Source organism: Cytobacillus citreus, from assembly GCF_018343665.1.
GTDB classification, from domain to species: domain Bacteria; phylum Bacillota; class Bacilli; order Bacillales; family Cytobacillaceae; genus Cytobacillus; species Cytobacillus citreus.
This window is the reverse complement of sequence record NZ_JAGYPM010000001.1, coordinates 364389-383503: the sequence shown is the minus strand read 5'-3', so window position 1 is coordinate 383503 and position 19115 is coordinate 364389. Positions and strand designations below refer to the sequence as shown.

At 34.2% G+C, this 19115-nt stretch carries 17 protein-coding genes and 1 pseudogene; 6 read left to right on the top strand and 12 right to left on the bottom strand.

Annotation, left to right across the window (positions count from 1 at the left end):
* Positions 1-57 precede the first annotated feature (57 nt).
* Positions 58-1818, top strand: coding sequence for a B12-binding domain-containing radical SAM protein (locus KHA94_RS01975; protein ID WP_213100473.1), 1761 nt, complete (start codon positions 58-60; stop codon positions 1816-1818).
* A gap of 24 nt (positions 1819-1842) precedes the next feature.
* On the opposite strand, the gene KHA94_RS01970 is transcribed toward KHA94_RS01975, so the two are convergent.
* Positions 1843-1986: a hypothetical protein gene (locus KHA94_RS01970; protein ID WP_213100472.1), complete on the bottom strand. Its 144-nt coding sequence runs from the start codon at positions 1984-1986 to the stop codon at positions 1843-1845.
* Positions 1983-2147: a hypothetical protein gene (locus KHA94_RS01965; RefSeq protein WP_213100471.1), complete on the bottom strand. Its 165-nt coding sequence runs from the start codon at positions 2145-2147 to the stop codon at positions 1983-1985. Before KHA94_RS01965 ends, KHA94_RS01970 begins: the two co-directional genes overlap by 4 nt.
* Before the next feature lie 164 nt (positions 2148-2311).
* Here KHA94_RS01965 and KHA94_RS01960 point away from each other — a divergent pair, with 164 nt between their 5' ends.
* On the top strand, positions 2312-2668 hold the full coding sequence (locus tag KHA94_RS01960) for a DUF3905 domain-containing protein (RefSeq protein WP_420828140.1): 357 nt from the start codon (positions 2312-2314) through the stop codon (positions 2666-2668).
* A 131-nt stretch (positions 2669-2799) separates the two neighbouring features.
* Here the strand turns inward: KHA94_RS01960 and KHA94_RS01955 are convergent, their stop codons facing one another.
* A complete protein-coding gene (locus KHA94_RS01955) occupies positions 2800-4167 on the bottom strand; it encodes a TrkH family potassium uptake protein (RefSeq protein WP_213100469.1) in 1368 nt (455 codons plus the stop codon).
* 229 nt (positions 4168-4396) lie between these two features.
* Here KHA94_RS01955 and KHA94_RS01950 point away from each other — a divergent pair, with 229 nt between their 5' ends.
* Positions 4397-4597: an alpha/beta-type small acid-soluble spore protein gene (locus tag KHA94_RS01950; protein ID WP_213100468.1), complete on the top strand. Its 201-nt coding sequence runs from the start codon at positions 4397-4399 to the stop codon at positions 4595-4597.
* 87 nt (positions 4598-4684) lie between these two features.
* Here KHA94_RS01950 and KHA94_RS01945 read toward each other — a convergent pair whose 3' ends face one another.
* The 6 genes from KHA94_RS01945 to KHA94_RS01920 all read right to left on the bottom strand — a co-directional run bounded on the left by KHA94_RS01945 (position 4685) and on the right by KHA94_RS01920 (position 15378).
* Complete coding sequence (locus KHA94_RS01945) at positions 4685-5851, bottom strand: anti-sigma-I factor RsgI family protein (RefSeq protein WP_213100467.1); 1167 nt, start codon at positions 5849-5851, stop codon at positions 4685-4687.
* Positions 5848-6594 (bottom strand): RNA polymerase sigma factor SigI, encoded by a 747-nt coding sequence (gene sigI, locus KHA94_RS01940; RefSeq protein ID WP_213100466.1) that lies wholly within the window; start codon positions 6592-6594, stop codon positions 5848-5850. Before sigI ends, KHA94_RS01945 begins: the two co-directional genes overlap by 4 nt.
* 299 nt (positions 6595-6893) lie before the next feature.
* Complete coding sequence (locus KHA94_RS01935; RefSeq protein WP_213100465.1) at positions 6894-8132, bottom strand: DUF5667 domain-containing protein; 1239 nt, start codon at positions 8130-8132, stop codon at positions 6894-6896.
* A gap of 365 nt (positions 8133-8497) precedes the next feature.
* Positions 8498-11773, bottom strand: coding sequence for an efflux RND transporter permease subunit (locus KHA94_RS01930; RefSeq protein WP_213100464.1), 3276 nt, complete (start codon positions 11771-11773; stop codon positions 8498-8500).
* A gap of 360 nt (positions 11774-12133) precedes the next feature.
* Entirely contained in the window at positions 12134-13531 is a 1398-nt protein-coding gene (gene nhaC / locus KHA94_RS01925) for a Na+/H+ antiporter NhaC (RefSeq protein WP_213100463.1), read from the bottom strand.
* A 266-nt stretch (positions 13532-13797) separates the two neighbouring features.
* A complete protein-coding gene (locus tag KHA94_RS01920; RefSeq protein ID WP_213100462.1) occupies positions 13798-15378 on the bottom strand; it encodes a peptide chain release factor 3 in 1581 nt (526 codons plus the stop codon).
* A 176-nt stretch (positions 15379-15554) separates the two neighbouring features.
* Between KHA94_RS01920 and KHA94_RS01915 the strand changes: the two are divergent.
* Positions 15555-15772: pseudogene (locus tag KHA94_RS01915) on the top strand (metal-dependent hydrolase); the annotation flags it as partial.
* Between the two features lie 109 nt (positions 15773-15881).
* Positions 15882-16289: a YkvA family protein gene (locus KHA94_RS01910; RefSeq protein ID WP_249365269.1), complete on the top strand. Its 408-nt coding sequence runs from the start codon at positions 15882-15884 to the stop codon at positions 16287-16289.
* 219 nt (positions 16290-16508) lie between these two features.
* On the opposite strand, the gene KHA94_RS01905 is transcribed toward KHA94_RS01910, so the two are convergent.
* Positions 16509-17075, bottom strand: a complete 567-nt coding sequence (locus KHA94_RS01905) for a cell wall hydrolase (RefSeq protein ID WP_213101257.1) — start codon at positions 17073-17075, stop codon at positions 16509-16511.
* A 345-nt stretch (positions 17076-17420) separates the two neighbouring features.
* Between KHA94_RS01905 and KHA94_RS01900 the strand changes: the two genes are divergently transcribed.
* Complete coding sequence (locus tag KHA94_RS01900; RefSeq protein ID WP_213100460.1) at positions 17421-17756, top strand: hypothetical protein; 336 nt, start codon at positions 17421-17423, stop codon at positions 17754-17756.
* Between the two features lie 60 nt (positions 17757-17816).
* Here KHA94_RS01900 and KHA94_RS01895 read toward each other — a convergent pair whose 3' ends face one another.
* Entirely contained in the window at positions 17817-18428 is a 612-nt protein-coding gene (locus tag KHA94_RS01895; protein ID WP_213100459.1) for a hypothetical protein, read from the bottom strand.
* Complete coding sequence (locus KHA94_RS01890; protein WP_213100458.1) at positions 18412-18939, bottom strand: RNA polymerase sigma factor; 528 nt, start codon at positions 18937-18939, stop codon at positions 18412-18414. Before KHA94_RS01890 ends, KHA94_RS01895 begins: the two co-directional genes overlap by 17 nt.
* Positions 18940-19115 lie beyond the last annotated feature (176 nt).

Sequence of the window (19115 nt, the reverse complement as noted above, 5' to 3'; positions counted from 1 at the left end):
CAACAATAAGTTATAATAATATGTTGTTGTTTCATTACTCTTAAAGGAGTTTCAAAAATGAAGATTATTTGCTCGACCTTGAATGCTAAATACATTCATACTAATATTGCGATTCGTTATTTGAAAGCTTATGCTCAGCCCGATTTTGATATTGAACTTACCGAATATACGATTAAAGATCCTGTTATGAATATTGTGACAGATTTAATTCAAAAAAAGCCTGATGTGATTGGCTTTAGCTGTTATATCTGGAATATGGAAGAAACGATTAAAGTGATCAATATGATCAAAAAGATAAACCCTGCTATCCAAATCATAGTAGGAGGACCTGAGGTATCTTACGATGTTTTAGAATGGATGGAAAAGGTCAAAGATTTTGACTTTATTGTTATTGGCGAAGGGGAAGAAACATTCAAGCAACTGCTTACTGAGCTTAGCGGAGAATTAAAGCTTGAAAATGTTCATGGCATTGCTTTTCGCGAAGATAGCCAAATAAAAATAAATCCTCAGCGCAACAAGCTGGATCTTCGTGAGCTGCCTTCTCCTTTCAGATTTGAAGAGGATATTCCTCACCTTTCAAAGCGGGTTACTTATATCGAGACCAGCCGCGGCTGCCCTTTTAGCTGCCAATTCTGCCTCTCATCTATTGAAGTAGGCGTTCGATACTTTGATCGGGAAAAAATTAAAGAGGATATTCGCTATTTAATGCAAAATGGAGCGAAGACGATTAAGTTTGTCGACCGGACATTTAATATTAGCAGAAGCTATGCAATGGAAATGTTTCAATTTCTTATTGATGAACATTTGCCAGGTACTGTATTCCAGTTTGAGATTACAGCTGATATTATGAGGCCAGAGGTTATTGAGTTTCTAAATAATGAAGCCCCTGCTGGTTTATTCCGATTCGAAATTGGAGTTCAATCTACAAATGATTACACGAATGAGCTTGTAATGAGAAAACAGAACTTTGAAAAGCTTACTCGAACAGTCACAATGGTGAAAAATGGAGGAAAAATCGATCAGCATCTCGATCTAATCGCTGGACTTCCTGAAGAAGATTATCATTCCTTTAGGAAGACATTCAATGATGTATTTGCCATGAGACCAGAAGAGCTACAGCTTGGCTTCCTAAAGCTTTTGAGAGGAACAGGACTGCGCTTACGGGCTGAACAACACCAATACATTTATATGGACCACTCACCATACGAAATGCTTGGGAATAATGTACTCTCATTTGATGATATTATCCGTATTAAACAAGTTGAGGATGTTCTAGAGAAATATTGGAATGATCATCGCATGGATTTTACCATCGAATATCTTGTTACAAAAACATTCCCATCTTCATTTGATTTCTTTCAGGATTTCGGCAGCTTTTGGGAGGAAAAAGGCTGGTCAAGAATTGGCCACCAATTAGAGGATCTATTCAAACGCCTTTATGAATTTCTTCAAGATAAAAATATTGCCAGCATAGATATTGCTGAAGGACTAATGAAATATGATTATCTTTCTAGGCAAAAATATAAGCCAAGAAAGCCATGGTGGGAAACCTCCTACAGCTATGAAAAATCGCAAAGGTCTTCTATATATCAGAATATCTTAACAAATCCTGCACGATTGGGTCCTGAGTTTCTGAAGCTAGACCTTAATGAAAAGGAATTATACAAACACACATTAATTGAAAAGCTTTCATTTAATTTAGATAAATACTTGACCACCGGAGAGATCGAAAAAAAGGATACAACCCTCCTAATCTATTTTGATCCCTCAAATGAAAAAACAGTTATATTCTCTGCAGATGACAAATGGAATGAATAAATAAAACCGGCGAGGAGGCCGGTTTTATTTATTTTTATTCTTTTTCTTTCCTTTTTCCTCATTCATAAATGGAACCTCGTATTGTTTACTTGCATTTATGTCTCCAAATTCCATACCTATTTCGAGATTAGTCGTTTCATTTGCCTTCATGTTTTTATTTTTTTTCATTTAGATCTCCCCTTTCTTCCCTGCTTAGAGTTACGGTTAGCCCCTTTCATCGGATTTTCTCCTTGACTAAATTCTGCCGAGAATTCTGTTTCCTGTAAATTCCTCTTCGGAGTTTTCGTATGTTTTTCAGCTGCATCAAATTGGGCTTTTCTCTTAGCCATTTTTTGCATCCTCCTAAAAAAATTATTCCTTTATATTTTCTACCCACTAGCATTTTTTATTCATTAAATACTCGTCCTAAAAACTCAAATTGAAAATACTCATAAAATGATCCTTAAAGTAAAACCTAATAGTATATTTTGACAAGCCCCATAGAAAGGAAGGAATATATTTGAAAGGGAAAAAGGAAGTTAAGTTAACAAAATTAGGAATAGATGAAACCATTCCACATCAGATTGAAGCTCCAAGCTTCAAGGGAACAGGCATTCAAATGAAGCCACCTTTCGAAAACTCTCAAGGTGTCATAATTGGGGACAGCTTCTATGCTTCTGAAAATTCTCCCTTGGAAAATTGGAATGATGAAACTGATCCATCCATTATGGCAGGTGATGAGTGGGTGCATCCAACAAATGATATTGGCTGGAATACAGCTGAGAACAAAGAATTATTGGAACAAAATATACGTCCACAAGCAAGCCCTTTTATGCACCCTACACATGATGTTAGTAAAGGAACTGATTAAGACTTCGTACTTTTAATAATCAGAAGTTAGAGATTGGATTAAATAGAAATTCTAATCAAAAAATCCGGAATCGCCACTTCGATCCCGGATTTTTTGATACATGTTTTTATATTCATATAAAAATGTAAAGTTTATCCTGTAGTCACTCGTTCTTTCGGATAATGATAATTTGCTTTCTTCTCTTTTCCTCCGATAATAAACAAGAAGGAAGTTAACCCGATTCTGCCGATAAACATCAAAATCATTAATATACATTTTCCAAAAACACTAAGATCTGGAGTGATCCCCATTGATAAGCCTGTAGTACCAAAAGCAGAGCAAACTTCGAGGACTATGGCAATAAGCTCATGCTGACCGTCAGAAATGGATAATAGAACTACAGAGGTAAAGCACATCACGATCGCCAATAGTGTAATGGCTAGTGATTTTAAAATATCATCCTGATGAAGCTCTCTATTAAAAATTTTGATATCACGATTTCCTTTAGCAAAGTGATATATAAATAATATGTTTAAAGCAAAAGTTGTTGTACGTATACCACCTCCTACAGAACTTGGAGAGGCACCGATAAACATGAGTATACTCAAAACCAATAATGTTGGCATGGAAAATTCACTAATATCCATTGTTGAAAGTCCAGCACTTCTTGTTGAGGCTGATTGAAAAAATGCGTAGAAAAAGCTTTTATGCCATGTCATTCCTTTAAAATAATGCTGAAATTCTAAAAGCAAAATTAACACTGTCCCTAGGATAAGGAGACCAGCATATGTGATGGTTGTTATTTTTGTAAACAAAGAAAAGCGAAATTGGACACCCTCTATTTCAGTTTTCTTTCTAAATAAATATTCTTTAACTTCAATTAAGACAGGGAAACCAATAGCTCCAAGTATTATTAATAGAATATTAATTAATTGTACAAAATAATCACCAGCAAATGGAACAAGGGATGCTCCTCTAATATCCATTCCCGCATTTGTTGTCGCACTAACAGAAGCAAATAATCCATGAAGAAATGCTTCTTCCCAGGTTGGATAATATTTCAAAAAATGAAAACCTAAGATGAGCGCACCTATCATTTCAATAAGCAGCATAATTTTAATAATTTCTCTAATCAAATGAACTAGCCCTGATAAAGTGATTTGATTATGATCAGCCATAATTAGACGGCGGCTTCTCAGACCAATTTTCCTGCCAAATAACATCCAAAAAAAGGTGCCAAGCGCCATAATTCCAAGACCACCAAATTGCAATATGGCCATAATAACAAAATAACCAAAGACACTATACGTTTGTGATATATCAACTACTGTCAAACCTGTAACACTCACAGCGCTTACAGCAGTAAATACCGTATCAATAAAATCAACTTCCACACCTGGCTTATGTACATATGGAATACTTAAAAGCAAAACTGAAACCGTTACCGCAAGTAAATAATAACTTGTAATTACTTGAGCCGGAGATAATTTACCTAATCGGACTCTTACCCTTCTCCACATGAATTACAATTCCTTTCATTTTTTCATATCCTCTATCATAATGAAAAACTCTACATTATGAAAGACATATATGCTTTTTTTCATTAAAGCATTTGTAAAAAATATTAAACATCTATAAACTATACTGCTTAAGGAAAAATATTTCACTTATTAAAATGCCATTTTTAATCATACTACATTTACAGAGAAAAATATCCTCTGTTAATAAATTTGATTGGAGTTGAAAAAAATGGCAAATAGCAGAAATAAGCTATTAGTTCCTGGAATAGAGCAATATTTAGATCAAGTTAAATATGAAATTGCCCAAGAGTTTGGTGTCCATTTAGGTTCTGATACTGTCTCTCGTGCCAATGGTTCCGTAGGCGGAGAAATTACTAAGAGATTAGTTCAGCAAGCTCAAGCACAAATGAATGGTATTAATAATAAATGAATGAAAAAAAGTGCCTCATGCGGCACTTTTTTCATTCTTAACTGTTTTAGAATATTTACTCTTATCAAGAATTAATCACAATTTATGTTAATCATCACTATCTTGATGTTTTTGTTTTTCTTCCTTTATTTTTTGCTTTTCATTTTCTTTATTTTCTTTTTCAAGTTCTTTTTGTTTTTTTATTCCTTCTCTATCTAAACGCTGTTCCTGTTCATCATTTTCTTTTTCCATTTGTTTTTCTTTATTTTCTTTTTTTATTTCCTTTTCTCGTTCTTTATTTTCTTTCTCTATTTGCTTTTTACTTTCTCTATTTTCCTTCTCTGTTTGCTTTTCACTTTCCCTAATTACTTTTTCGATTTGTTTATCTCTTGCTTTATTTTCTTTTTCTAATTGCTTTTCCTTTTCTCTAATTTCCTTCTCTGCTTGCTTATGCATTTCTCTATTATCTTTCTCTACTCGTTCTTCTTTTTTACTAATTTCGTTCTCTCTCTGCTGATCACTATCTTCATTATTTAACACTTTTTGTTTTACTTTTTCTTCATTGACTTTATTATCTTGTTCTAATCGCATTTCTTTTTCTTGATTTTCTTTTTCTTTATAAAGGCCCATTGTAAGCCCCATTTCTTTCGCTTTATTCCTATCTTCAATTGAGCCTTTAACAATTTTCAATTCAAGGTTTTCAGTTTTTAATTCATTTCTAATTTCAGCAATTTCTTTCTCCCACTGCTGATTTTCTACTTTTTGTTGACCCTTTTTTTCATACGCAGTCCCAATCACGATTTCATGATTATTTTTTGTATATCCTTGCGCTTTAATTTCCTGAATAATTTCATTTGTTAATTCTTGGATGTTTTTCTTTTTCCAATCATGTAATTGATTAACTATTTCTTTTCCTTCTTCATTATATGGATGGATTTTTATGACTTGGAAATTTTTATTGACACCAAGTTCAATACTTGGGTTAATATCGATTGACATATAGGCGTATACATTATTATTACCGAAGAAAGGGAGTAATGTTACACTCATTATCATGAATATTAAAGTAGCTGCAAAAGCAGTTTTTGCTTTAAAGCTATTGAAAATAGAAAAAAATGATTTCTTTTTTGCTTCCTCTTGATTGATAGGAAAAAAATCAATTTCCTGCCCAATTTGATAATCTCTATCAAGCTTTCGCGCACGTAGAAATTCACCATCTGGGGTTAATAGCGTTAAAAAACGTTCATTTACTTCCATAATAATTCCTGTTTTCACGTTTCCAACACCCCTTTGATATAATCCTGTAAATAAACATAATCGCTAATTAATATGATGGAAATTGCAATTATGTACTTTCTATTTCTTTCTATCGTCTTTCTGCTAACCGAAACATGTTCTTCAAGCTGTTTTATAGGTAGTCTTTTCTTTTCAAGTAAAACCTGTCTAAGTCCTTCATTTTCACAAATAATTCTAGCTATGTTCATCGCATTTTTTCTTGCATCTGCATGCTTAGGTGATTGTTCAATCAAATCTGAAAAGGATAAATCATATTGGCGGAGGATTTCAGTAAACTGAAGAATTTCTTCTCTTCGCGATTCTTCTTCTGTCTTTCTATTATATTGTTCAATGGAGAGTTCGTTTTCAATAGTGGCTGCAATTTGATCTTCTTCACCTTGACCTACATCAATATCTAATTTTAGGTTCTGGTATTTTACCTGCTTACGAATATAATCAATAACCCTTCTTTTGATAATGACTTCAGCAAAGCTAATTAATGAACTCCCTTTATCATGACTGTATTTTTGAATAGCTTCATTAAATGCAATAAGTCCAATGCTAAATTCATCGTCAGATTCATGTATGTATCTTTTGCATACTGAAGAGACTGTTTTAGCAATAAATGGCTTATATGATTGGATTAGGTCATTTTGAAGTGCTGTATCACCCTGCTGTATTAAAATAACTGTTTCTTCTAGTGTTTTTTTTCTCTTTTTTGCAACAAACAAAAAACTTAGCATTAGCTCACCTCTTCATCCAACACATTATACCATACGATAATTAGTTAGATTTTATAAGGGTATGCTATTTTTTAAGCAAAGAAAGCCTATGACAGGCTTTCAGACTGTTGACAAACGCTCGCTTTCTTCGTTAATCACCTTCCTGCGGTGCTCATTACCTATTCATGGTAATTCCGCGCTCCTCGTAAGGATTCGTGCCTCGAAAGACAAGTGTTTTCAATCAACCTGAAAAGGTATTATACTTTGTCTACACTCTGAAAACTATGACAGTCTTTCTTTCCTACTTTTCAAGTTGTAAATTATTTGTTACCTTTATTCCCTTTTTCGTCATGATTTTCTTGGTGATTCTCTTGTTGCTCATCCTGAATAGAAGCTTTTTTCTCTTTTTGGATCTCTTTCTGCTGCTTTACAGTGTTCTTTGATTCTTTCCACTCACTTTTCGCTTCTTCACGTACTTGTTTTTCTTTATTTTTTTCTACAATTCGTTCCTGCTTTTCCTGCAATTTCGCTGCTTCTTTTGCTTGCTTTGTTTCGATTTTTTCTAACTCTTTTGCCTGTTTAGCTTCTTCCTTTACAGCTTCTTTTGCTTTCTTATTTTCTTCTCTTACTTGAGCAGCCTTTTCTTTATTTTCCTCTTTTACTTCGCTTTTTGTTTCCTTCTTTTCCTTATTAACTACGACCATATCAGTTGATGTTGAATCTAAGTTCTCATTCTCCAAAGATGGAATATCTTCTTTGTCTTCATTCTTTTCAGGCTCTTGATTGCTTCCATACTTTTTATCCAATTTCTCTATCTTTTTTGCTAATTTAGCATAGCTTTTATCAATATTCTTTTGTAATGCGGCTTTAGCGACTGGATTTTTCACTTTTTCCATTGCAGCCTTAAGAGCAATAATATTTTGTGAAATGAGTTCGTTTATCTCATCAATTGCATCTTCTTCAGTCCCTTTATCTTCTACAGTGACTTCATCTATTGATTGATCATTATTGGCAATATTCTGATCTTTTGAAGATGCCCCCTCAGTCTTTCCATCTTCATTTTCTTGCTTAGGATTTTTATTTTCATCAGCGATATTATCCGCATTTTCTATATTTTCAAGGGCTTTTTCTATGACTTTTATCGCTTCATCCTCTTTGCCTTTAGCAAAAAGGGCATCCGCTTCCGCTAAACGCTCTGATGCAAATTTTGCTAATAGCTCCGCTTCCTTTTCTTGATCAAATGTTAGAGCCAATTGTATTTTTTCTAAAGTAATTTTAGCAAAATATAAAAAGTTTCCAGGCACAAGAGATGGTGTTTCTTTATCGCTTTCTTCTTGCTGTATCAATGATTCTTTCACATTTGAAGAATCAACTTTAGCAGATACATCTGTTGATGCACTAGGAGGAGTTAATTTTTGTAAATCGACAGATTCATATTTTTCTTGATTATTTTCTTCTGCTGATGCAATAGTCGTTGAAAAAGTGAATCCTCCTGCAATAACTAATGCTAAAGTGCTTTTTGCGATTTTGATCATTTCTTTGTTAGATAAAAACTTCAATTTCTTCACCTCTTTATTTTTCACAAGCGGCCGCTTTGTTCATTACATCTGTACGGATAAAACTCAGAGGTTTTGGGGGTGTACATTAAAAAATTACTAAAATTAAAATACCAAATTTTTTAAATCAAAAAGCCTTAACAGGATTTTGTGTTAAAAAAGGATAGAGTTAGACAAGCTTTTTTTCTTCACCAACCAAACTTCTATATAACTATTTTGCACAATGAATGGTACAAATATTTTTTATTCCCAAATATATTCCAATTATTTTCCTGCAGCATTCAACACAAACTTTGTACCTATTTAAAGGAGAATATCTGAAAACCCCCACTAGATGTAGAGGGGGTTAGGTTCAATATATCCATGAACTACTCTTCTGAATTATGGTGATTATTCTTATTCTGATCGTCTTCTTTAACAATTTTCAACAGTTCTTCGAGCATTTGAGCCATTTCATTCCTGCTGAAATTTTGAGAATTTTTTGCTGGAGGCATTGGATTCTCAATATCCTCCTCTTTAACTGTTTCTACACGTTCGTCTAATAAATAGGCTGGGATCAAATGCCCCTCTGGTGTTGCATACATTTTATTCATTCTTCTCGTATCTTTATCGAAAAAACTATATACAACCGGAATAACAAATAAAGTTAAGAATGTGCTGCTGATTAAACCTCCAATTACTGTAATTCCCATTGGCTGATTGATCTCTGATCCTTCCCCGATTCCTAGCGCAAGGGGAATAAGCCCTAGAATAGTTGTTAAAGCAGTCATCAGAATAGGCCTAGCACGGTCTTTAACTGATGTGATAATTGCATCATACGATTTAAGACCATTTTCTTTCCTTTGATTGATATAGTCTACAATAACGATTGCATTGTTTACCACGATTCCTGCTAGGACAATAATACCAATAATCGCCGTAATCCCTATCGGAGTTCTTGTTGCTGTAAGTGCAATTGAAACGCCAATTACCATTAGAGGAACAGTAATCATGATAACTAATGGATATTTTAAAGATTCGAATTGAGCCGCCATTACGAGATAAATGAAAATAATCGCTAATACAAACGCCATAATCATATCATCAATAGATGACTCTAATAGCTCACGGTCACCACTAAAAACAATTTCTGTATCATCGGGTAAATCTAGATCTGCAATTTTTTTGTCCACTTCTTTAGAAATAGCGCCTAAATTTGTGGTTGATTTATATTTCAGTGTAAATTGCACAGCATTTTGTTGATTAATTCGTTGAATTCTTACTGGACCCTCACCTTGTTCAATATTTGTAACTTGATCAAGATATATATAACTTCCATCAGGTTTTTTAATTAGTAATGTTTTCAGTTTTTCAAGGTTCTGCGTAACAGTTTGATCATATTCTACAATAACTCCATATATATTTGATTGATCATCAGCCAATTGTGTAGCCTGATTTCCACGTGTTACATCATTCACGATCATAGCAATCTGTGCAGGAGTAAGGCCCTGATCGAATGCTTTATCCCGATCAACAGTAATTTGAATCTCTTCCACTGTATCCATTAGATCAGTAGACAACTCCGTTACATCATCAATATTTTGTAGTGCCTGATAAATTTTTTCTACTTGCTGATTCAACCTGCCTTTATCCGTATCTCTAACACTAAAAGTAAGGGTATTGGGAGAAGTCCCTGAAGAAGAATGCATATTAAAGGAAATTTCTGCACTTTGATTTGTTTTTTTAGCCGTTCTTTCCAGCTTCTTCTTAACATCATCTACAAATTCAAATGTAGATCTTTCCCTTTTATCTAACTCTTTCATTTTCACATATATCTCTGCAATATTTGCATTTTTTGATCCTCGAAAAGAACCTTCCTGGGTTGTGCCAATAAGACTAACATAGGTCTCGATATCCTCTTCTGCTTGTAGATTTTGCTCCAGTGCAGTAATAACCTTTTCCGTTTCAGTTAAGGCAGATCCGTTTTCTAGCTCAACTCGAAGTGTGAAGAATCCTTCGTCAGTATTAGGGAGAAATTGTGTACCTACTGTTGTTAATCCATATGCACCACCCCCAAGAAGCAGTAATGCGATGATAATAACAGCAGCCCGGTGACGTAATGACCATTTTATTGATTTTTCAAGTAAAAGCATCCAACTTGATTGTTGTCTTTTTGTTTCTAAGTTTTTCTTCGGCGCCTTTAATAAGCGGCTAGCGAGCATCGGAACAACTGTTAAAGCAACTATTAATGAAGCAAATAAACTAAAAGATATTGTTAATGCGAATTCAGTGAATAACTCCCCAATAATACCTGTGATAAATACAACAGGTAAGAAAACGGCAACTGTTGTTAATGTTGAGGCTGTTATGGCAGTTCCTACCTCCTTGGTACCGTCTATAGCCGCCGTTTTTGAATCCTTCCCCATATTTAAATGACGATTTATATTTTCAATCACAACAATTGCATTATCAACAAGCATTCCAATCCCGAGAGCAAGGCCGCCCAAAGTCATGATATTAAGAGTAAAATCAGAAAAGTACATTAGTACAAACGTAAAAATGACAGAATACGGAATTGAAATTCCAATAATTAGCGGACTTTTCACATTTCTTAGGAAGAAAAACAGAATAACCATGGCAAAAAGACCGCCAAGGATTAAGGAATTAGAAATATTCCCGATTGCAAGCTGTATATAATCACCCTGATCAAACAATATATCATACTCAATATCTTTGAATTTCTCTTTTTCCAGAAGTTTATCCAGTTGATGCTTAAACTCCTTTGAGACCTCTGCTGTATTTGCATCAGATTGTTGAAGTACACTTAGTAAAACAGATGGTGATTGATTTGTTCTTGTAATGGTTCGGTCATCCTGATTCACCATTTCAACTCTACTAACATCCTGTAGAGAAATTTTCTCCCCATTAACTGGGTTGACTGTTACAGTTAAATTTTTTAAAGTATCAACCGAATCAATGGTACTTATAATTCTTGTTGTCAACTCTTTTCCATTCGTTAAAATTGCATCACCGGGCAGCGAAACATTGTGAGCTTGAATGATATTAACGATATCCTCTTGACTAAGTTGGAATTCCTTTAGTTTGTCTTGATCAAGCTCAACACGAACTTCTTTAATAGCTGTCCCCGAAAGGTTTACACTTGCTACGCCGTTAACCTTTGTAAGCTCCAGTTTCAGCTGATCTGCAATTTGTCTTAAAGTTTGTTTGTCTTCATCTCCACTTAGTGATAATTGAATGATTGGAAATTGTGATGGATCAAATTTTAAGAAACGCGGTCTTTCCACTCCATCAGGCATTGGTGTTTGATCCAACCGCTGGATTACTTCGTTTTGAATTTCGTCAATGTCCGTCGTCCAAGAAAACTCCAAAAGAATGAGATTAGCACTTTCTTGGGAGGAGCTTGTCATTGTTTTTATTCCTGGTAGAGTGGCAAGATTTGCCTCCAAAGGCTTCGTCACTTTCTCAACTACTTCCTCAGGACTTGCACCCGGGTAAGAAGTGACAATAACCCCCACTGGAGGATTAATATCTGGAATAAGCTTCATTGGGATATTTAGGAGAGAAACAATCCCTAATATTAGTACTAAAAACATAGTAACCAAAGTGAAAATCGGTCTTTTTATAGAAAAATTGCTTATTTTCATTCAAGATTCTCCTTTCAAAAATATAATCGGCTTATGTAACTGTGAAATATGTATAAAGTAATCTTCAATCATTTTTTCGACTTCCGTCCACTAATAGGTGATATTTTCTTATAATCCCAATTATTTCAATACACTCTTACTATATTAGAGGCCATTTGCTGATGCAAGTCTTCACATATAAGAAAATGTGGCAATTGCATGATTAATAATTCTTTGCGTTCGCCAAGTCCTTCCGGCCAATGCTTAATTTTTATTATATGATATCCCATGCATAGACCTTATCGAAATTCCAATACTACTTTAGTAGGTTAATAACTTAAAATTTTCTATTTAGCCGAAAAAAAGGAGAAAAAGCAGCCATCAAACAGCTGTTTTTTCTCCTTTTTTCGTAATGGTAAATCCTGTAATCCCATAAACTATTGTTAGTATAGGCGATAGAAGACAGAAAAAGGTGAATGGTAAATAATCAATTGTTTCAACACCTAAAACCTCTGTCAAAAATACACCACATACTCCCCAAGGCACTAGAGGGTTAATAACCGTTCCCGCATCCTCTAATACTCGTGAAAGATTTTTTGGATGCAATCCTGCTTTTTCATATGATTCTTGAAATGTATTCCCTGTCAATAAGATTGAAAGATATTGTTCTCCGAGAAGGAAGTTGATTCCTATTGCCGTTCCTGCAGTGGAGGCAATCAAGGCTGGAACCTTTTGCAAAAACTTCTTCATTCCTTCTAGTAATGAAGGGATAATTCCCAATTTAAAAAGAAGTCCCCCCATAGAAAGAGCTAACAGGACTAATGAAATGGAAAAAAACATACTTTCCATTCCACCTCTTGATAAAAGAGAATCCACCTCTTTTACACCACTATTTGATTTAAAGCCATAAAATAATAGATTCAACATTTTGATAATACCAAAATCCTTTTGAACAATGAAACCAATCAGTAAAGCGGATAAAACACTGGCTGATAGGGTGATCAGGGCAGAAACTTTTTTTATTGCCAAATATGTTAGTAGTAGAAAAGGGATTAGTGAGTACCAATGAACATAACCCTGTTCGATAAGAGTATTTTTTAGAATTTCTATTTTAGAAAAATCAGATGCAGCTTCTTCAGGTGATAAAATGGCAAATAGGATAAAAGAAATAATGAAAGCAGGTCCTGTTGTCCAAGCCATATTTTTAATATGTTCAAATAAATCCACCTTTACAATCATTGATGCAAGGTTCGTTGTATCTGAGAGTGGAGACATTTTATCTCCAAAAAAAGCACCTGAAATAACAGCTCCTGCAGTCAATGCTTCTGATAAGCCGAGAGCTGTCGAGACGCTCATAAATGCAACTCCAATTGTCGCTGCTGTTGTAAGAGAACTACCAACACTCACCCCAATGATAGATGATACGACAAAGGCAATAGCATAAAAGTATTTCCCGTTCACTACGTCTAATGCAAGATAAATAAAAGTAGGTATTGTTCCGCTTGCCATCCAGCTGCTAATTAACATTCCGATAAAGAAAAAGATAAACACTGACCCAAGGCCAGATTTCGCACCATCCGTAAGACCTTGCTCCAATTCTTTTATACTCACTTTCTTCACTAAGCCAAGTCCTAATAAAAACATTATTGAAATGACAATGGGAATATGAGGTACAACACCGCCAAAAATCATTGCCGTGCCGATGCCCCCCAAAAGAACTATTGTAATTAGAAAAGCCTCCATCGGCTTAAAAGTAAAATTTAATTGTTCCTGCTTCATGAAGCCACCCTTTCATTTGCTTTGCAGGGATAATTCTTTGAAAAATAAAATTTATCCAATCCCTCTATCTTACTTAGACGCTTTTTCGCGTTAAAGTAAAAATATATAATATTAATATATTATTCTTTGAAAACTATGTCAAGAACCATTTGGATTTTAATAGGAAAATATTGAAATCTACTTGTATGTTTGACACTAAAAGAATACTTAAAAACGGTTCCCCAGAAGGAAACCGTTTTTATATATGAGATAAAAAATTGATTGGCTTAATGCTCTGAATCCATTGGATTATATAATTTTACATCTGGATTTTTTTCTTGGAACCAACGCAGGGCGAAATCATTTTCGAATAAAAATACTTTCTTTTCAAAACGATCATGAACGAGAATACTTCTTGCACTTGAAAGGTTTTCATTTACTTCATCGCCTTCAATCCAACGGACTATTTTGGAACCGATTCGTTCCATTATCACTTCAGTATTGTATTCATTTTTCATGCGATGCTCAAATACCTCGAATTGCAGCTGTCCAACAGCTCCAAGCAATAAGTCCTCTGTTTTAACAGTCTTATAAAGCTGAATAGCCCCTTCTTGAACAAGCTGTTGAATTCCTTTATGAAAATGCTTTTGCTTCATAACATTTTTTGCATAAACTTTTACAAAGAGCTCAGGTGTAAACTGTGGTAGACCATCAAATTGAAAATTATCTTTTCCAGATGTAAGAGTATCCCCAATTTGATATGTTCCTGTATCGTATATTCCTATAATATCTCCACTAACTGCTTCATCAACTGTACTGCGATCATCTGCCAAAAACTGAGTAGATTGTGCTAGCTTAATTTGCTTGCCAATTCTCGGAATGTTCACAGACATGCCTCTTTCAAACCGACCTGAACAAATTCTTAAGAAAGCGATTCTATCCCTATGGGCTGGATTCATATTTGCTTGAATTTTGAAAATAAATCCTGAAAATCCCTCAGAGAGAGGATCAATTTTACCTATAGTAGAATTTCGAGATTGTGGCGGAGGGGCAAACTGTAAATATGATTCTAAAAAAGTCTGAACTCCAAAATTAGTTAAGGCACTTCCGAAGAAGACGGGCGTTAACTCACCTTTTTTTACCTTATCAACTGAAAACTCATTTCCCGCCTCATTTAAAAGCATAATCTCTTCTATTGTTTGATCATAAAGACCAGAATCCTTTAGTTTATGATCACCTTCAATTTCCCCATCTTCATTTAAGGGAATAAAGCGACTTTCTTCATCGACACGAAATTGCTCAATTCGCTTATTGAATCGATCATATATTCCAAGAAACTCCTTCCCCATCCCTATTGGCCAGTTCATTGGATATGATTCAATTTCCATTACTTCCTCTAGCTCAGCAAGAAGTTCTAAAGGAGTTTTTCCTTGCCGATCAAGTTTGTTAATAAAGGTAAAGATCGGAATTCCTCTCATACGGCAAACTTTAAAGAGCTTTAATGTTTGTTCTTCGATCCCCTTCGCTGAATCAATAATCATAACAGCACTATCAACAGCTGTTAAAGTACGATAAGTATCCTCACTAAAATCTTGGTGGCCCGGTGTATCAAGTATATTTACTCTTGAACCATTGTAATCGAATTGCATCACACTGGAAGTAACTGAGATTCCGCGTTGTTTCTCAATTTCCATCCAGTCACTTGTCGCATATTTCCCTGTCTTCTTGCCTTTAACAGTACCTGCATCCCGAATAGCTCCTCCGAATAAAAGCAGCTTCTCTGTTAAGGTTGTTTTACCTGCATCCGGGTGGGATATGATTGCAAATGTTCTACGTGATAATACTTCATCTCTAAAATTCGTTCCCATCTTGTTTCCTCACTGACTATCAAATTTAATCATAATTTTAATTTTATATCGCTGAAAAACAGATTGCAAGGCTCCTTCAATATGATTTTTCTTCTATTTATTACATTAAAACGAAATAATGACTATAATTAACTTAAAATTAACACCTATTACTATGCTTCATGGAGGTGTTCTAAATGGATTCAATTACACATACTTTTTTTGGACTTGCTTTGTACGGCACGATAAATAAGAAAGATTTAGACAAAAATCATAAAAGAGCATATCTTCTAACTTCAGTAGGTGCCAGTCTTATTTTCTGACATTGATGTTATTTCCCGCCTGTGGGATACAGAAGCCCTTTACCAAATGTGGCATAGAGGGATTGCACTCGGTTTTCCTAACACCATTCTATAAAACACGGTAACACTTTTAGTGTTTAATAAAAAAATAATACGTGTTTTGATTATAATTTGTAAATAATAAATAATATTGTTAGGGAATTTATTAAAGGGGTGAGAAAAATGGCGAAAAAAAAATATGGGAAATCAGGCTATAAGATTTTTGAGTCAGCTGCAAAGGATTATGCTGATCATCCAGAAAAAACTGCGGGCCTTATAGAGAAAACAATCAGAAAAGCAAACAGAAATAAAACGTCACTAAAAAATATATGGGAAAAGCTCCATCTTCTCATTGATTTAATAAAAGCATGGTCTAGAGGTGATTATAAAAATATTTCTAAGAAGTCGATTGTTTTCATCATTGCTTCGATATTATATTTTGTTTCTCCAATAGATATTGTTCCTGACTTTATTGTTGGCTTTGGAATTTTAGATGATGCCGCAGTCTTATCATTTGCAATAAAACAACTTTCGAGTGAATTGAAAAAATTTAATGAATGGAAGAAGAGCGAGCCAATAGAGTTAAAATAATTAGGAGGAATCTTAAATCAGTGTGGGTAAATTGCCTTTAACCTACGCTAAGAAAAACTGGGCGTTTGATAGCCTCTTCGGCTAATGCCATTGTTATACTGTTGCGATATTTTTGCAGAGACATTATCCAAACCACATACTCTTTAATACGCAAAGATAACTTAATTTTTTTCCTGTAAATATAAAATACACCTCCAATATTATGGAGGTGTATGGGCTTTACTTTGCAAATCGGTGGTTGCCAATGACAGTTGTGACCGTTTTAGATCTTAGCCAAGTACTGCTTGTTTTATCTGGATTAAAGAAATAGACTGAATCATTTCCCTGACCTTGTATAGCAAGTGCTTCCATAACTGCTTTTTGTGATTGTTGATCTGCAGGCTGATTGATCGATCCATTTTCTACCGGTTGAAATTGTCTTTTTTCATATATAACATTTTTGATTGTATCCGGGAATCGATCATCTTCTACTCGGTTTAATACTACTAATGCAACAGCTACCTTCCCCTCATATGGTTCTCCCTTGGCTTCTGCATGAACTAGTCTTGCAAGAAGATCCTTTTCTTCTTTTGTAATAGACTTAGGTAGAATGAGCTTCTCACCTGGATGAATTTTATCCGTTTTTTTATGGTTAATCTTTTTTAATTCAAGCACAGATACTCCGTACTTCATTCCAATTTCTAAAAGAGAATCATCTTTCTTAACAGTATATATATCAACATTATCTAATGTTTCCGCATAGGTGCGATGATGATTTAATTGAACAAATTGGAATGAGAGCATCATGATACCTGCTATAAAAGCTGCAAGCATTTTCATTATATCTCCTCCTGTATTAGCGGTTTGTCAGAGCAAGCAAGGATTAAATTGGTCATTTCAGATCGCCTGAATTCATTTTCCTCTGCCTCGACAACATATTTAACCGTAACATAGATCATCTAGACACTCCACACCTCAATCTTTACCATGGATTTCGAGGAATTAATAGGAAGGATTCCTCACTATCCTTTATTCTTAATATTCAGAATAGATAGTAAGTACTATGATAATATAAGCGTTATGAATCATTTAATAATTGGAAAAATAAGTTATTCTATTAATGGAATTAGTAATAAATTTAGGGGGATTAAAATGAAAAGGACCGTTTTTATGTTGCTTGTTTTCCTATTAGTAATTTCTAGTCAAGCCTTTGCATCACCGAAAAATAACATTCAAACGAATGAAGAGAAAGTTGAGGTTGCCGAAATAACCGAAGTAACTGATGTAAATGAAGTTACGGAGGAAACGGAGTTAGAACAAATCCTTAAACTAGAGCTTGAATGGTCGGGAGAATTATCAAATAGTCTTGATGAGGATAATTCGTCAAATGCCGATAAACTCTGCTGGGTATGTACAAAAATGATAGTTAATGAAGATTTCTCTATATGTATTGATGGATATTGGAGTAAATATTGCATAATTAAATAAAAGGAAAAATCGGCTTAGCCTAGCGCTTTGCCGATTTTTTTAAGGATTTTAATTAGCGTGTTATTTTGGCTTTTCAATATAATGATATAATGAATTTACATACTTAAAAAAATCTTCGCTTTTTTCCTTTGAAACATAATAATATTCATCTTCACTCAGTTCTTTTATATAAAGATCTCCTTCTTCTTCCCAAACCTTTATTTTCAATATATCAGGGCCTTCTAGTTTGATCATCAAGTCATAAGATGGATCAAATACTGGTTTGATAGTACTTATTTCTGCATTTTTTATCATATCAAACACCAATTTTCTCGAATTATCATTTTTTATTTTTAAAAAATTTTTCTGTCTATCCTCTTCAATTGGTATAAAGGAAGTTTCCGACTTCGAAAAAGCTAAACCCATTTGGACAATTTCTTTCCCTTCAATACTCGTTATCAAACTTGCACCACTATTGAGGTTCGTTTCGGTAAAAATGATAAATCCAAATAGAAAGCACGCTGAGAGCGAGACAATACCTGTTAAAATTTTCGGCAGTAATAGCCTCTTAGTTTCAGGCTCTCTACTTAACTCATGCATAATTTTTTGAAAGGTTTGCTGTTTTTGCCGGCTTGAACGAGGACTTTCATTCAAATCCTGAAATGACAGCTCACATTCAGATAAACTCTTCATTACTTTCCCTCCTTTTCATTAATTCTTTTTTTAATGCTGCTACTGCTCTTGTCGTTGTAATTTTTACTTTGTTTTCATTCCAATTTAATATTTCAGCCGTTTCCTTTATGGATAGCTCTTTGATTTTCCTTAATATAAGTACTTCCTGATAGCTTAGTTTTAGTTTACATATTGCCTCGTATAAGATGGTCGTTGCTTCACCTTTCATAACAATCTCTAAAGGCGTCTGTTGATCAGACTCAAATTGGTACTTTTCTATCGAAAAAAACTTTAACAAACGCTTTTTCCGTAAATAATCGATCGTCACATTTCTGGAAATACGGAAGAGCCATGTAAATAAATGAGATTCGCAATTAAATTGATTTAAATTTTTATAAGCCTTAATAAAGGTATCCTGAGTTAAATCTTCAGCCACCTCTCTGTCGTTAACTAGGAGGAAGATATAACCGAATATTTTATCGCTATATTCATTGTATAGTTGTTCAAAAGCATCTGAAGAAACTTTTTCCATTTCCTCCGCTCCCCTCAAGCATATTGTTAGACGAATAAGATTGAAAAAGGAAACACATTATGAACAGTTTTTTTGAGAAATGTCTAGCTCCACAAGGAAAGCTTCGGCAGCAACACATCGCAGGAAGGCAATTAGTGCATTAATAATACCGATGGCATTTGCTCAATTCTTATGTA